The 13,817-nt window shown below is 67.4% G+C and carries 11 protein-coding genes; 6 read left to right on the top strand and 5 right to left on the bottom strand.

What is annotated here, in order from left to right:
• Positions 1–95 precede the first annotated feature (95 nt).
• Complete coding sequence (locus EJL01_RS08030) at positions 96–1,529, top strand: helix-turn-helix domain-containing protein (RefSeq protein WP_241209142.1); 1,434 nt, start codon at positions 96–98, stop codon at positions 1,527–1,529.
• Positions 1,530–1,687: 158 nt separating this feature from the next.
• On the opposite strand, the gene EJL01_RS08025 is transcribed toward EJL01_RS08030, so the two are convergent.
• From EJL01_RS08025 to EJL01_RS08010, 4 genes are all read right to left on the bottom strand, one after another.
• Positions 1,688–3,448 (bottom strand): dipeptide ABC transporter ATP-binding protein, encoded by a 1,761-nt coding sequence (locus EJL01_RS08025; RefSeq protein ID WP_125107039.1) that lies wholly within the window; start codon positions 3,446–3,448, stop codon positions 1,688–1,690.
• The gene (locus EJL01_RS08020; RefSeq protein ID WP_125107038.1) at positions 3,445–4,395 is read right to left on the bottom strand and encodes an ABC transporter permease; all 951 of its coding nucleotides are present in this window, start codon (positions 4,393–4,395) and stop codon (positions 3,445–3,447) included. Before EJL01_RS08020 ends, EJL01_RS08025 begins: the two co-directional genes overlap by 4 nt.
• Positions 4,385–5,314, bottom strand: a complete 930-nt coding sequence (locus EJL01_RS08015) for an ABC transporter permease (RefSeq protein WP_125107037.1) — start codon at positions 5,312–5,314, stop codon at positions 4,385–4,387. Before EJL01_RS08015 ends, EJL01_RS08020 begins: the two co-directional genes overlap by 11 nt.
• 121 nt (positions 5,315–5,435) lie before the next feature.
• A complete protein-coding gene (locus EJL01_RS08010) occupies positions 5,436–7,061 on the bottom strand; it encodes a peptide ABC transporter substrate-binding protein (protein ID WP_125107036.1) in 1,626 nt (541 codons plus the stop codon).
• Positions 7,062–7,403: 342 nt separating this feature from the next.
• Here EJL01_RS08010 and EJL01_RS08005 point away from each other — a divergent pair, with 342 nt between their 5' ends.
• From EJL01_RS08005 to EJL01_RS07985, 5 genes are read left to right on the top strand one after another with little or no spacing between them, the layout of a single operon-like run.
• Positions 7,404–8,423, top strand: coding sequence for an iron-siderophore ABC transporter substrate-binding protein (locus EJL01_RS08005; protein ID WP_125107035.1), 1,020 nt, complete (start codon positions 7,404–7,406; stop codon positions 8,421–8,423).
• 8 nt (positions 8,424–8,431) lie between these two features.
• A complete protein-coding gene (locus tag EJL01_RS08000; RefSeq protein ID WP_206427691.1) occupies positions 8,432–9,448 on the top strand; it encodes a FecCD family ABC transporter permease in 1,017 nt (338 codons plus the stop codon).
• A complete protein-coding gene (locus tag EJL01_RS07995; protein WP_125107034.1) occupies positions 9,445–10,461 on the top strand; it encodes a FecCD family ABC transporter permease in 1,017 nt (338 codons plus the stop codon). The genes EJL01_RS08000 and EJL01_RS07995 overlap by 4 nt, the downstream gene beginning before the upstream one ends.
• Positions 10,458–11,285 carry an ABC transporter ATP-binding protein gene (locus EJL01_RS07990; RefSeq protein WP_125107033.1) on the top strand — a complete coding sequence of 276 codons (828 nt, stop codon included), beginning with the start codon at positions 10,458–10,460 and terminating at the stop codon, positions 11,283–11,285. Before EJL01_RS07995 ends, EJL01_RS07990 begins: the two co-directional genes overlap by 4 nt.
• On the top strand, positions 11,275–12,192 hold the full coding sequence (locus EJL01_RS07985; RefSeq protein WP_125107032.1) for a siderophore-interacting protein: 918 nt from the start codon (positions 11,275–11,277) through the stop codon (positions 12,190–12,192). Before EJL01_RS07990 ends, EJL01_RS07985 begins: the two co-directional genes overlap by 11 nt.
• Positions 12,193–12,268: 76 nt before the next feature.
• Here the strand turns inward: EJL01_RS07985 and guaB are convergent, their stop codons facing one another.
• Positions 12,269–13,771, bottom strand: a complete 1,503-nt coding sequence (guaB, locus tag EJL01_RS07980) for an IMP dehydrogenase (protein ID WP_125107031.1) — start codon at positions 13,769–13,771, stop codon at positions 12,269–12,271.
• Between the last annotated feature and the right edge of the window lie 46 nt (positions 13,772–13,817).

Genomic DNA, 13,817 nt, shown 5'->3' with positions numbered 1-13,817 from the left:
CCGAACGCCCAAACGGCGGCAGAAATGTTGTCGTTTTTCCGCACTTCGGAAAAGTCGACGTTGCTTCGAACCGGATGCTCGGCCAAGATTGCGTCATGGTCCCCAATGACGCGTTGACCCTCGGCCGCCGCATCCGAGCCCGCCGAGTCGAGCTCGGCCTCTCGCTGCAGGAGTTTTCTGACCGCATCGGCAAGGCGCCCTCGCGCGTCTCGGTGATCGAAAACGGGCAGCGCGATCTGCGCCTGAGCGAACTGCAGGACATCGCGACGGCCCTCGACACCTCGAGCGACGCCCTCGCTGAGTCGGGCGAGCTCAGCGAGCGGGATGCGCTCGAGATCGATTTTCTGCGTGCGCAGCGCACTCCCCTCTATGCGAGCCTCGGGCTGCCCGAAATTCCCGTGCGCAAGTCGCTCAGCGACGAAACGATGCAGGCGATGCTCAAACTGCTCGGCGAGCTCACCAACCTGCATTCGACGCGGGCCGCGACGCCCGAGGTGGCGCGCCTCGCGAATCTGCAGCTGCGCGCCGACCAGCGCGAGCGCGGCAACTACTTTGAGGAGCTCGAGCGCGAGGCCGAAGCGCTCCTGCGCGCGGTTGGCTACCGCGAGGGGCCGGTGTCGATGGACACCGTGAAGCAGATCGCCGAGCACCTCGGCTTCACGCTGCACGCCGTGAACGACCTGCCGTATTCGACCCGCAGCATCACCGACAGCGAGCGGATGCGCGTCTACCTTTCTGCGAGCGGCGTGAGTCGCTCGCGCTCGGTGGTGCTGCAGGCGCTCGCCGCGCACGTGCTCGGCAAGCGCGAGCCCGTCGACTATGGCGACCTGCTGCAGCAGCGCGTCGAGACGAACTACCTCACGGGCGCGATCCTCATGCCCGAGTCGAGCGCGGCGCCGCTGCTGCGCGCGTCGAAGCAGCGACGTGATCTGTCGATCGAAGAATTCCGCGGCCACTACGGTGTCACCTACGAAACGGCGGCCCACCGCTTCAGCAACCTCGCGACGCAGCACCTGGAAATTCCCGTACATTTCCTCAAGGTGCACGAGTCGGGTGCGGTGCTCAAAGCGTACGAGAATGACTCGGTGCTCTTCCCCACGGATGCGCTGGGCAACGTCGAGGGCCAGATTGTCTGCCGCTGGTGGAGCGCACGGCAAGTGTTCACGACGGACCAGCGCATCGGCACGTACTCGCAGTACACCGACAAGCCGGCGGGCACCTACTGGTGCACCTCACAGGTCGAGTCGGGGCCGGGCGGCAGCTACTCGATCAGCGTCGGCACGAAGTTTTCGGAGGCGAAGTGGTTCCGCGGCCGCGACACCACGGTGCGGCTGCGCTCGGGCTGCCCGAACCCGTCGTGCTGCCGCGAGCCCGAAGAGGAACTCGTTGAGCGATGGGGCGAGCGTTCCTACCCGAGCGCGCGTATGAACTCCTCACTCCTCGCTGCGATGCCGACGGGCACCTTCACTGGCGTCGACCGCGTTGCCGTCCTCGAATTCCTCCAACGCCATACCCCGGAATCCCCCTAACCGGGTTGCGGTCAGAGGGGGTTGAGTGGTCGTTTTTTGTAGTTCTGGCGGTGCCAGAACTACAAAAAACGACCACTCAACCCCCTCACCCAGCAGGAAACGGGGGCTGCCGCCCGGCTTCCATGGAAGCAGCGGGCGGCAGCCGGTGGCGCTAAGGGTTAGGCCTCGGTGGCGAACTCGAAGCTGGCGCCGGGGATCGCCTCAAGCAGGCGTTGCGTGTACTCCTCACGCGGGTTGTCGAAGAGCTCGTCAGTCGTGCCCCGCTCGACGATCTGGCCCTGGCGCATCACGCAGACGTTGTCGGCCACCAGGCGCACAACCGCGAGGTCGTGCGTGATGAACAGGTACGTCAAGCCGAGCTCGTGTTGGAGCTTCGTGAGCAGCTGCAGAATCTGCCCCTGCACGAGCACGTCGAGCGCCGAAACGGCCTCGTCGAGCACGAGTACCTCGGGCTGCAGCGCCAGCGCACGCGCGACGGCGACACGCTGTCGCTGACCGCCCGAAAGCTCGCTCGGGTAGCGGTCGCGGAGCTCGGTCGGCAGCGCCACCTGCTCGAGCAGCTCTTCGACGCGCTCGCGGCGCGACTTCGGAGTGCCGACGCCGTGAATCGCCATCGGCTCGGCAATCGTGTTGCCGACGCTGTACTGCGGGTCGAGCGTGCCGTATGGGTCCTGGAACACCGGCTGCACGCGGCGACGGAACGCGAGCAGCTCCTTGCGGCTCAGTCGCGTCATGTCGCGACCGTCGAACTCGATGCTGCCCGAGGTCAGCGGCTCGAGCTGCAGGAACAGCTTCGCAAGCGTCGATTTGCCCGAACCCGACTCGCCCACGATCGCCGTGGTCGTGCCACGCGCGACGTCGACGCTCACACCGTCAACGGCGCGCACTTCCTTCTTCGCGAGGCCGCGGGTGCGCAGCTTGTAGATCTTCTGCGCATCCTTGATCTGAATCAGCGGCGGCTCGCTCGCGGGCACCTCATCGGCCTGCTCCTCGCGCTCGGCCGCGCGCTCGAGCATGGGGGCCTCGATGGCGCCCGTCGGCGACACGTCAATGTCGTCCTGACGCGCGACCTCGAGCCGCTTCGAGGCGAGGCTCGGCGCAGCGCTCACGAGGCGCTTCGTGTACGGATGCCGCGGGTCGGTGAGAATCTCGCGCGACGGCCCGGACTCGACGACCTGCCCCTTGTACATAACGACGAGGTGCTCGGCACGGTCGGCCGCGAGGCCGAGGTCGTGGGTGATGAACAGCACCGAGGTGCCGTGCGTGGCCGTCAGGCTCTCGAGGTGGTCGAGAATCTGCCGCTGCACCGTGACGTCGAGCGCCGAGGTCGGCTCGTCGGCGATGAGAAGCTTGGGCCGCGCCGACATGCCAATACCGATCAGCGCGCGCTGGCGCATGCCGCCCGAGAACTCGTGCGGGTACTGGCGAAGGCGAGCCTGCGCATCCGGCAAACCGGCCTCGGTGAGCACCTCGATCGCGCGCTGGCGCACCGCCTTGCGGCCGTGCGCGACGTTGTTCGCGCGAATCGTCTCCTCGACCTGGAACCCGATAGTCCATACCGGGTTGAGGTTCGACATCGGGTCCTGCGGCACGTAGCCGATCTGCTCGCCGCGCAGCTCGGTGATTTCGCGCGAGCTCAGCTTCGTGAGGTCGCGCCCCTCGAAGAGAATCTCACCACCGGTCACGTGACCGGTGCCGGGCAGCAGCTGAATAATCGACTGCGCCGTGGTCGACTTACCCGAGCCCGACTCGCCCACGATCGCGACGGACTGGCCGGGGAAGATCGTGAGGTCGACGCCGCGTACGGCGGGCACCGAGCCCGACTTCGTCTCGAAGTTCACCTGCAAGTTGCGGATCTCGAGCAGCGGCGTCTCGGCCTCGCCCGTCGTCTCTGGCGTAGTTGCTGGGCTGGTGGTCATCGGCGTGCACGCTCCTTCGGGTCGAGCGCGTCGGTGACCACGTCACCGAGCATGAGGAACGAGAGCACCGTGAGCGACAGCGCGGCGGCCGGGAACACGAGCACGAGGGGGTTGGTGTTGAGGGAGGCGCGTGCCTGCGAAATGTCGTTACCCCACGACATCGTGCTCGGCGGCAGACCGATACCGAGGAACGACAGGGTCGACTCGGCCACGATGTAGACACCGAGCGACACCGTCGCGACGGCGATGACGGGGCCGATCGCGTTCGGCAGTACGTGACGCAGCAGGATGCGGAACCGCGAGAGCCCCAGCGCGATCGACGCGGTCACGTAGTCGGACTGCTTTGCGGTCATGACCGAGCCGCGCATGATGCGCGCGATCTGTGGCCACGCGAACAGCGAGATCACGAGGGCGACGAGCAGCGGGGTGCGACCCGAGAGGGCCGACATGAGCACGATGGCGCCGAGGACGGTCGGGATCGCGAAGAAGATGTCGCCCACGCGCGAGATGATCGTGTCGAGCCAGCCGCCGTAGTAGCCGGCGAGCGCGCCAACGACACCGCCGAACAGCACGACGATCAGAGTCGCGAGGAAGCCGACGATCACTGAGGCCTGCGCGCCGTAGAGCACGCGGGCGAAGACGTCACAGCCCTGGCGGGTGTAGCCGAATGGGTGGCCGGCGGTGGGCAAGCCGTCGCTGTTCGCGAGCAGGCAGCCCTGGTTCGGCGACTCGTTCGTGAAGACGCCGGGGAAGAAAGCGACGAACAGGATGATGACGATGAGCACCGCCGAGATCCAGAACATCGGGCGACGGCGCATCGACTCCCAGGCGTCGCCCCAGGTGGTGCGTGGCTTGCCGCTCGTGCGCACGGCATCGACCGCCTGCACCGGAGTCTCGGAGACGGGTGCGACGAAGCGTTCTTGCTGCAGACGAGCGTTATTTGGCATAGCGGATCCTTGGGTCAAGCCACGCGTAGAGCAGGTCGACGAGGAGGTTGGCGAGCATGAAGATCAACACCATGATGGCGACGAACGACACGACAGTCGGCCCCTCACCGAGGGTCACGGCGCGGTAGACCGTGCCGCCGACACCGTTGATGTTGAAGATGCCCTCGGTGACGATCGCGCCGACCATGAGCGCACCGAGGTCGATGCCGAGGAACGTGATCACCGGAATGAGCGAGTTGCGCACGACGTGCACCGTGATGACGCGGCGGCTCGAGAGGCCCTTCGCGGTCGCGGTGCGCACGAAGTCCGCCGACATGTTTTCGGCGACGCTCGAGCGCGTGAGCCGCACGATGTAGGCGAAGGATGCGCTCGCGAGCACGATGGCGGGCAGAATCAGCTCGCCCCAGGGCGCTTCGGCGCTCACGGTAGTTCGCGCCCACCCAAGGTTGATGGCGAAGACGAGCTGCAGCACATAACCGATGACGAACGTCGGCACCGAGATGAGCAGCAGGCTGACGACGAGCACGCTCGCGTCGAAGAGCTTGCCCTTGCGCAGGCCAGCGATGAGGCCGATCAGGATGCCCGCGACAGCTTCGAATGCGAGCGAGAGCAGCGCGAGGCGCAGGGTGATGGGGAAGGCGTGGGCCATCACTTCGGTGACAGGGCGACCCGAGAAGGTCGTGCCCCAGTCACCGCGGACGAGGCCCGAAATGTAATAGAAGTACTGGGCGATGAAGGGTTCATCGAGGTGATACTGCGCCCGGATGGCGTCAATGGCCGCTTGTGACGGCTGACGGTCTCCGAACAGCGCGGCGATCGGGTCGCCGGGCAAAAGAAAGACGAGGCTGTAAATCAGGAATGTTGCCCCGAAGAACACGGGGATGAGTTGCAGCAAGCGTCGGCCGAGATACCAAAGCATCGGCGGCTCCTCCTTGACATGTCACGAACGGCGACGGATCGCATCCCCGTTCGCACGGATGGAACCGGGGTTCGGTTGCCGAGCGCACTGGCTCAGCAACCGAACCCCGGTTCACGAATGGCTATTCCTTGGTGATCTGCTCGTAGAGCGGCACCGAGTCCCACCCGAAGGTGACGTTGCTCACGGTCTCGCCCCAGACACCAACAGCGTTGGAGTACCAGAGCGGGATCGACGGGAGGTCCTCAAGAAGAATCTGCTGGGCCTCGGTGTAGAGCGCGGTCGCTTCCTCAGGCGTTGCGGCCGAGAGTGCTGCCTGCACCTTCTTGTCGAACTCTGGGTTCGAGTAGCCCTCGTAGTTCGACGACGCACCGGTCTGGTACTGACCCGAGAGGAAGTTACCCTGCGACGGGTAGTCACCCTGCCAGCCGGCGCGGGTGGCACCGTCGAGCTTCTGCGCCTCGCGGTCCTCAAGGGCCGCGGCGAAGGTCGGGTACGACTCGCCCTCGGCGGTGATGCCGAGCGTGTTCGAGATGCTGTTCGCGGTTGCGTCGACCCAGGCCTGGTGGCCGCCGTCGGCGTTGTACGAGATGTAGAAGGTGCCCTCGTACGGCGAGATCTCGTCGGCCTGCGCCCAGAGTTCCTTCGCCTTCTCGGGGTCGTAGCTCAGCACATCGTTGCCCTCGAGGTTCTCGTCGTAGCCCTCAACGACCGGCGACGTGAAGTCGGTGGCCGGCGTGCGGGTGCCCTGGAAGATCGTGTCGGTGATCTCCTGGCGGTTGATCGACAGCGAGATGGCCTCACGGCGCAGCTTGCCCTCTTCGTCGTCCTTGAAGTGGTCGAGGTAGAAGGGGATGTTGATGCCCTGGTAGATCGCAGCCGCCTGGTTGACGTTGCGGTCCGGGAAGTCGGTCGTGTAGGTGCTGAACGCGGTGTCAGGCACTGCGTCGAGCACGTCGAGGTTGCCACCCTGCGCGTCGGCGTAGGCGGCCTCGAGACCGGTGTAGAAGACGAACTTCACGCCGCCGTTGACCGGCGTGCGGTTGCCCGAGTAGTCGGGGTTGGTGACGAGCGACATGCTCTCGTCGTGGGCCCAAGCGTCCTCGCCATCCGGCATGTAGGGGCCGTTGCCGATCGGGTTCTCACCGAATGCCTCGATGTCGTCGAATGCGACCGAGGGCAGCGGCATGTAGGCGGTGTAGCCGAGGCGGATCGGGAAGTCGGCCTCCGGCTCCTTCAGCGTGACGGTGAAGGTGGTGTCGTCGGTGGCCTCGATGCCGGTCAGCTCGGTGCTGCCGTCTTCGCTGGCGCCTTCAAAGTTACCGAACCAGTAGGCACCCGAAGGGTCCTGTGCCGCGTGGTTCCAGGTGTCCACGTACGTCTGCGCGGTGATCGCCTCACCGTTGGTGAAGGTCCAGTCCGGCTTGATCGTGATCGTCCAGGTAGTCGCGTCGTCGCTCTCGATCGACTCAGCCATCTCGTTCTGGTACTCGCCGGTGGCGTCATAGCTGACAAGACCGGCGTACATCGCGCTCAGAATCTTGCCGCCACCGGTTTCGGTGGTCGCGTAGGTAATCAGCGGGTTCTGGGGCTCGCTACCGTTGGTGGTGATGATCGCGGATGAGTCGCCAGTGGCGGCCTCGGTCGCACCATCGCCGCTGGTATTGCCGCTGGCGCAGCCAGCCAGCATGAGCGCACCTGCAGCTGCGAGGGCGATGGAGCCCCGCAGGAGTCGTGGTCGTCTCGACATGTTTCCTCAATTCTTGGGTGAGGCCGACTTCGTGGTGATGGGCGTGCAACTCTGCCTGCCCGAAGCCGGATCTTTGGATGAATACTTTAGGTGGTTGTTCACCCATTGCACAGATGTCGTTCAGGAAACCTGAAAATCTTTGCAAGTTTGTTGCACGCGAATGCGTGAGATTACGCAAAAGCGACAATTCTTGGTCGGCGTCTCGGTAATTCTGTGCACCCAACAACGACCCAACCTCGGAGTGAATTAGGGTAGCCTTACCTGAGTCGCGACCGACACGGGCTCGCTCGAATGTCCTCGATCGCGTGACTTTCCCCTGAGGTCCCTACGAAAGGATCCCCCATGCGCGCACGCCGCGTGACCACCGTCGCCACGACTCTTGTCGCATCCTTGGCCCTTGCTGCCTGCTCGAGCACCGCATCCGGCACCGACGGCGCCGCGAGCGGCGAGGCGGGCTACCCCATCACCATCGAGCACGCGCTCGGCACCACCACGATCGACGCGAAGCCGACGAGCGTCGCCGCCGTCGGCTGGGCCAACCAAGACACGGCGCTCGCGCTTGGCGTCTCGCCCGTCGGGTTCGGCGCTCAGACCTGGGGCGTTGAGGATGGCAGCGGCATGATGCCCTGGACGAAGGAGAAGGTGGAGGAGCTCGGCGGCGACCCCGTGCTCTTCGACGAGACCGACGGTATCGACTACGAGGCCCTCGCGAACACCGCTCCCGACGTGATCCTCGCCGCCTACTCGGGCATCACCGAGGAGGAATACGGCACGCTGAGCGACATCGCCGACACTGTCGCCTACCCCGAGACCGCATGGGCCACCACGTGGCGCGACCAGATCAAGTACAACTCCGAGGCAATGGGCCTGGCCACCGAGGGCGAAGCACTCACGACCGAGCTCGAGACGCTGCTCGACGAGAAGGTCGCTGAATACCCGCAGATCGACGGCAAGACCGGCGCGTTCATGTACGCCGGCCTCGGCGACGAGTCGCAGATCGGCTTCTACACGTCACTCGACCCGCGCGCAGGCTACCTCGAGGACCTCGGCCTCTCGGTGCCGCAGTCGGTGGCCGATGCGACCGAAACCGCCGACGGCTTCTACGTCGACATCAGCGCGGAGAACATCGACCAGCTCAACGACGTCGACGTGCTCGTCGTCTACGGCGACCAGGCGCTCCTCGACGAGTGGCAGGCCGACCCGCTCATCAGTCAGATTCCCGCCGTGCAGAACGGCTCGGTCGTGCTGCTCGGCAACGACGGCGCGCTCGCCGCTTCGGCGAACCCGTCGCCCCTGTCGATCCCGTGGGGTGTCGACGAGTACGTGCAGCTGATCGCCGACGCGGCCGACAAGGTCAAGTAGTTCCCCGCGTGCACAGCGTGCGAATCGGCCGCCGCCGGAGAGTCCTCGGGCTCCTCCTGCTCGTCGGTCTGCTGGCGGTGGCCGCCGCACTTTCCCTCGCCTTCGGTGCCCGCGTGGTGAGCTGGCAGGAATTCCTGGCCGGCGTCACCGGCAGCGCCGGCCCGAGCGACATCGGTGCAATCGCGGTGCAGGAGCGCATCCCCCGCACCGTGTTCACCCTCGTCGCGGGCGCCGCGCTCGGCGTCTCTGGCGCCCTCATGCAGGCACTCACCCGCAATCCCATCGCCGACCCGGGCATCCTCGGCATCAACACTGGCGCCGCGCTCGGCGTCGTGGTGAGCATGTCGGCCTTCGGCCTCTCCACCCTCCCCCAGTACCTCGCGTTCGCCCTGCTCGGCGGGCTCGTCACCGCCGTCGCCGTCTACGCCATCGCCTCACTCGGCTCGGGCGGCGCGACGCCCGTCAAGCTCGCGCTGGCCGGCGTAGCGACCACCGCCGTGCTCACCTCGCTCGTCAGCGTCGTCACGCTGACGCAGAGCGACGTGCTCGACGTGTGGCGGCACTGGACGGTCGGCTCGGTCGGCCGCGGCAGTTGGGAGTCACTCGCGATCATCTCACCGCTGCTCATCATCGCGGCGGCGCTCGCAGCGTTCTCGCTCGGCCCACTCAACTCGCTCGCGCTCGGCGACGAGGCCGCGACCGGGCTCGGCGTGAACGTGCTGCGCACACGCATCCTCGTCGCCGTTTCGGGCGTGCTGCTCTGCGCCTCCGTCACCGCGGTCGCCGGGCCGATCAGCTTCGTCGGGCTCATGGTGCCCCACATCGTGCGGTTCCTCGTCGGCCCGAACCAGGCCTGGGTCGTGCCGCTCTCGGCCCTCGGCGGCGCGACCCTGCTGCTGCTCGCCGACGTGATCGGCCGCGTCGTCGTGCGCCCCGGCGAGCTTGCGGTCGGTCTCATCACCGCGTTCGTCTGCGCGCCCATGCTCATCGTCATCGCCCGTCGTTCGAAGGTGCGCGAACTATGACCCTCGACCTCGCCTGCCGCGCCCGCACCCGCCGCTACCACCTCGTGGTCGGCGTGCTCGTCGCGCTCCTCCTCGCCCTCGTCGTCGCGTTCGCGATGATCGGCGACGTCGTCTATCCAATCGGCGATGTACTCGCCGTCGTGGCCGGGCAGGATGTGCCGGGCGCGTCGTTCAACGTCGGCCAGCTGCGCCTGCCCGCGGCCACGCTTGCGGTGCTTGCGGGCGTCGCGTTCGGCGTCAGCGGCTGCGTGTTCCAGAACCTGCTGCGCAACGACCTCGCGAGCCCCGACATCATCGGCATCACCTCGGGCTCGAGCACCGCCGCGGTGTTTGGCCTGCTCGTGCTGGGGTGGAGCGGTCCCGCCGTGTCGGCTCTCTCCGTGGTCGCCGGGCTCGTGGTCGCAGCCATAATTGCGGCGCTCGCGGCCGGCCGCGGCGGCTTCGGCGGCCGACTCATTCTTATCGGCATCGGCGTGAGCGCGATGCTCGTGTCGGTGACAAGCTACCTACTCATGTACGGCAACGTGAACAGCGTGCCCGCGGCCCTGCGCTGGCTCAACGGCAGCCTCAACAATGCGAGCTGGGACGACATCCCCGTGCTGCTTATCGCCCTTGTCGTGTGCGGCGGCGGGGTGCTCGCACTGCAGCGCAACCTGCTGCCCATGGAGCTTGGTGACGAGGCCGCGACGAGGCTCGGTGTACGGGTGCAGCGCTCGCGGCTCACCCTCATGCTGCTCGCCGTCGCCCTCACCTCGTTCGCAACCGCCGCATCCGGCCCGATCTCGTTCGTCGCGTTCCTGTCGGGTCCGATCGCGCTGCGCCTCACCGGCCGCAGTAACCACTCGCCCATCGTGCCCGCGGCGCTCGTCGGCGCGGTGCTCGTGCTCGCGGGCGAGCTCATCGGCCAGCACGCGCTCGGCGTGCGCCTGCCGGTCGGCGTCGTCACCGGGCTCATGGGCGCGCCGTTCTTCTTGTACCTCCTCATCCGCTCCAACCGAAAGGGGGCCCAGTGACGAAGCACGCCCTTGTGCTCGAAGCGTCGGGGCTCGACGCGGGCTACGGCCGCACCGCGATCGTCCATGACGCGACCGTGCGCATCCCGCCCGGCGAAATCACGGTGATCCTCGGCGCCAACGCCTGCGGTAAGTCGACCCTGCTCAAGACCTTCGTGCGCGTACTCAAGCCGCTCGCGGGCAGCGTCGTGCTCGACGGCCGCGACGTCGCCGCGACACCGTCGAAAGAGCTGGCGCGCCAGCTCGGGCTGCTCCCCCAACAGCCGATCGCGCCCGAGGGCATCACGGTCTACGACCTCGTCGCGCGCGGCCGGCACCCACATCACCGGGCGTTTCAGACCCACGCGGCCGACGACGACGCGGTGATCGCCGATGCCCTCGCCGCGACCGGCGTCACCGAGCTCGCGGGGCGGGCCGTCGACGAGCTCTCGGGCGGCCAGCGGCAGCGCGTGTGGATCTCGATGGCCCTCGCGCAGCGCACCGACGTGCTGCTGCTCGACGAGCCGACGACATTCCTCGACGTGACACACCAGTACGAGGTGCTCGACCTGCTCACCGACCTCAACCGCGAGCGCGGCACGACCATCGTCATGGTGCTCCACGACGTGAACCTCGCCGCCCGCTACGCCGACCACCTCATCGCCATGCGCGGCGGCAAGATCGTCGCCACCGGCACCCCGCGCGAGGTCGTCACCGAGGCCACCATGGCCGAGGTGTACGACATGACCTCGCGCGTCATCGACGACCCGGTCTCGGGCGCACCGCTCGTGCTGCCCGTCGGTCGCCACCACATCGACCCCACCGGAGGAAGCCATGCCCGTTAGCACCACCGTCGCCCCGTTCGCCCTGTTCCCGGTGCGCGTCACCGCGGTGCGCGACATCTCGCCCGGATTCCGCCGGGTCACGTTCGTCGACGAGTCGCTCGGTCACTTCGGCGACCCGGGCTGGGACCAGCGCATTAAGCTGCTGTTCTCGACGCCGACCGCGGATGCGCGCACGCTGCTCGGCTCGACCGACTGGTATGGCGACTGGCGCGCGCTGCCCGAGGACGCGCGCCCGCCCATCCGCACCTACACGACGCGCTATGTGCGACCCGAGCTGAACGAAGTCGATGTCGACCTCGTCGTGCACCCGGGCGGCACCGGGCCCGCCTCGCGCTGGCTTGAGGGCGCCGCCGAGGGCGACGAGCTCGTGCTGCTCGGCCCGGATGCGCGCTTCGACGGCGAGCCCGGCGGGGTCGACTTCGTGCCGCCGGCGCGCACCGAGCAGTACCTGCTCATCGGCGACGAGACGGCGGCACCCGCGATCGCGGTGATGCTCGAGCAGCTGCCGGCGGATGCTCGGGGTGTCGCGGTCGTCGAGGTCGAGTCGGCCGCCGACGCCGCGTACTTCCCCGCGCATCCCGGCTTCGAGGTGCGCGCCGTAGCGCGGGCCGGGGCCGAGCACGGTGCGGCGCTCGTCCCCGCCGTCGAGCGCGCCGCGGCCGAGCTCGCTCCCGAGGGCACGCCGCAGACCCTCACCGAGATCAACCTCGACACCGACCTGCTCTGGGAAGTGCCGCGCACCGCAAAGGGCGGCGCCGCGCTCGAGCAGACCTCGCTCTACACCTGGCTTGCGGGCGAGTCGAATGCCGTGAAGACGCTGCGCCGGCACCTCGTCGGCGAGCGTGGCATCGACAAGCGCACCGTCGCCTTCATGGGCTACTGGCGCCTCGGCCGCGCCGAAAACTAGCCGCACCCCTCAACAAGGCAGAGGTCGCGGATGCGCGGGGCCAGTCGCGAGTGCGCCGCCAGCCCTGCGCGAGCGCCTACTTCTTGTAGTTCGGGGCCTCCATGACCATCTGCACGTCGTGGGGGTGGCTCTCTTTGAGGCCCGCCGGGGTGATTCGCACGAAGCGGCCGCGCGACTGCAGGTCGGGGATCGTGCGGGCGCCGACGTAGAACATCGACTGGTGCAGGCCGCCGGTGAGCTGGAACACGTTCTGACGCACCGTGCCGCGGTACTGCACCTTGCCCTCGATGCCCTCGGCGATGAGCTCGTCGTCGCTCGGCACGTCGGCCTGGAAGTACCGGTCGCGCGAGTACGAGGTCTTCTTGCCGCGAGTCTGCATCGCGCCGAGCGAGCCCATGCCGCGATACGACTTGTACTGCTTGCCGTTGACGAAGATGAGGTCGCCGGGCGCCTCGTCGGTGCCCGCGAGCAGCGAGCCGAGCATGACGGCGTTCGCGCCAGCGACGAGCGCCTTCGCGATGTCGCCCGAGAACTGCAGGCCACCGTCGGCGATGACCGGCACGCCGGTGCCACGCGTCGCCTTCGAGGCCTCGTAGATCGCGGTGATCTGGGGCACGCCGACGCCCGCGACGATGCGCGTGGTGCAGATCGAGCCGGGGCCGACGCCGACCTTGACCGCATCCGCGCCCGCCTCGACGAGCGCCGCGGCGCCCTCGCGGGTCGCAACGTTGCCGCCGATAATGTCGACGTCCTTGAACGCCGGATCGTTCTTGAGCTTGCGGATCATGTCGATCTCGCCGCGCGAGTGGCCGTTCGCGGTGTCGACGACGATGACGTCGACACCGGCGTCGAGCAGCGAGCCCGCGCGCTCCCAGGCGTCGCCGAAGAAGCCGATGGCCGCGCCGACGCGCAGGCGGCTGATCGCATCCTTCGTCGCCAGCGGGTACTTGTCGCGCTTGTCGAAGTCCTTCACCGTCACGAGGCCACGCAGAATGCCGGCCTCGTCGACGAGCGGTAGCTTCTCGATGCGGTGCTGGCCGAGCAGGCGGAACGCGTCGTCGCCACTGATACCGACGGGGCCGGTGATGAGGCCCTCCGACGTCATCACCTCGTGCACCTTCGTGGTCGCCTTCTCGCTCTCGGCAACGAAACGCATGTCGCGGTTCGAGATGATGCCGACGAGCTTGCCGGCCTCGTCGACGACGGGCAGGCCCGAGATGCGGAACTGGCCGCAGATCTCGTCAACGTCGGCGACGGTCGCGTCGGCCGAGGTCGTGATGGGGTTCGTGATCATGCCTGACTCCGACCGCTTCACGCGGTCGACCATGTCGGACTGGTCCTGAATCGAGGCATTGCGGTGGATGATGCCGAGACCACCCTGGCGAGCCATCGCAATCGCGAGCCGTGACTCGGTCACGGTGTCCATGGCCGCCGAGACGAGGGGCACCTTAACCGAGATGTTGCGGGTGAGCTGCGTGGTCGTGTCTACCTCAGACGGAATCACATCGGTTTCTTCCGGAAGCAGCAACACATCGTCATAGGTGAGTCCGGTAAAGCCGAAGGGATCGTGCTCAGTCATGTTGCTCCTGCAAACGCGGTAGTGATCGCCCGCCGAGGACGCGGGC

The organism is Gulosibacter massiliensis, assembly GCF_900626105.1.
GTDB classification, from domain to species: Bacteria; Actinomycetota; Actinomycetes; order Actinomycetales; family Microbacteriaceae; genus Gulosibacter; species Gulosibacter sediminis.
The sequence above is the reverse complement of the archived record's forward strand: the minus strand, read 5'-3'. Positions and strand labels throughout refer to the sequence as shown.